Below are 1493 nucleotides of genomic sequence, written 5' to 3' on the forward strand. Positions count from 1 at the left end.
TGTTAGTAAGCCTGGAACAAGCAGGATATGAGTGTTTACATGTGGAGCGTATTGCCGACGTCGAACCTCAGTGGAAAAAAGCGGATCTTGTCATCCTAGATCGCCAGCTACCTGACGGTGACTCCGTACAACATCTCCCTGAATGGAAGAAAATTAAAGACGTTCCAGTTATCTTGTTAACGGCTCTTGTTACCGTTAAAGATAAGGTAGCTGGTTTAGACTCTGGTGCAAATGACTATCTTACAAAACCGTTTGCAGAAGCTGAATTGTTCGCGCGTATTCGTGCTCAATTGCGTGCGCCTGACTCTGCTGATCAAGCTAATGCAGATAAAGTGATGACGAAAGATCTGGAGATCGATCGCGCAACACGTGAAGTTATCTTCAAAGGTGATTTGATCACGTTAACTCGTACTGAGTTTGATTTGCTTCTGTTCTTGGCGTCAAACCTAGGCCGCGTTTTTACTCGTGATGAACTACTAGACCATGTATGGGGTTACAACCATTTCCCTACAACACGTACTGTAGATACCCACGTACTTCAACTTCGTCAGAAATTGCCAGGCCTTGAAATCGAAACGCTTCGTGGCGTAGGCTACAAGATGAAAGCATAGTCGATAATGAAAACGCTACTCCCTGTAGTTCTCTCATTAGCGTTAGTGAAACCAGTCCAAGCGATGGACTGGTTTCAAACCAATACGCCACTGACACAAGCTCATCAACACCTGCTTGAAGATGACCTAGCAGGGATGTTCAACTCGTTGGTTGAGTTATGGCAAACAGAGCCAAGCAAAGATCTAACTCCTCATCTCAATGACTTACTCGGTCAATCTCTTTCGAAAAATTGTGGCAAATCACTGACAGGTGTTACCTTGCCTGATTGGATCAGTGGCGTAAACGTGATTCGTCAAACTATCCAAAGTCCGGGGCGCGATACTTTCCGTTTGGTGATCAAACTTAGAGCGACAACAGATATTGAGGACATATCGTTTCGTCGTTGGGTTGATGAGTCTATATCTGGTGACAGCTCTTTCAGTTATGAAGAGCAAGCTGATGGGACAGAAATAGCAAACGAACGCAGTTTTCTCAAGCGATACAACCTCACAGGTAAACTGGAAGCCGGTTTGTATCACTTGTCCGTTGTATCTAAAGATAAACAAGTTTACCGAACTTGGGTGATACTCGGAGACTCAAACTCCTCCCAATATGTACGCTGGACATCAAAAGAGAACTGGAAAGTAGAAAAGAGTGCACTTCGCAATCCTCATTGCCCATTACCTCAATTGGAAGTCGGTCTGTACGACTATGTGGATGGCCAGTATGAGCAGATGTGGAAGAAAACCTACGAATCTAATTACCCAAACTCACTTGAATTAGCTGGTGTACCAAACGATAGATATGTTTTAGCGGTAAGTATCAACAGTAGACGTTGGCAAGGGGACATAATTGTTGAGCAAGCTCAAACAATCAGCCGTACTTATGATCTTTCTCAGGAA

At 44.1% G+C, this 1493-nt stretch carries 2 protein-coding genes; both read left to right on the forward strand.

Features of this window, described 5'->3' with window-relative positions:
• A partial coding sequence (locus R7E00_RS23145) for a response regulator transcription factor (protein ID WP_318124577.1) occupies positions 1 to 611 on the forward strand: 611 nt, incomplete at its 5' end.
• Between the two features lie 6 nt (positions 612 to 617).
• On the forward strand, positions 618 to 1493 hold an 876-nt coding region (locus R7E00_RS23150; RefSeq protein ID WP_025572142.1), incomplete at its 3' end, for a DUF2861 family protein.

The sequence above is a fragment of the Vibrio sp. Vb1755 genome (assembly GCF_033338635.1).
GTDB classification, from domain to species: domain Bacteria; phylum Pseudomonadota; class Gammaproteobacteria; order Enterobacterales; family Vibrionaceae; genus Vibrio; species Vibrio alginolyticus.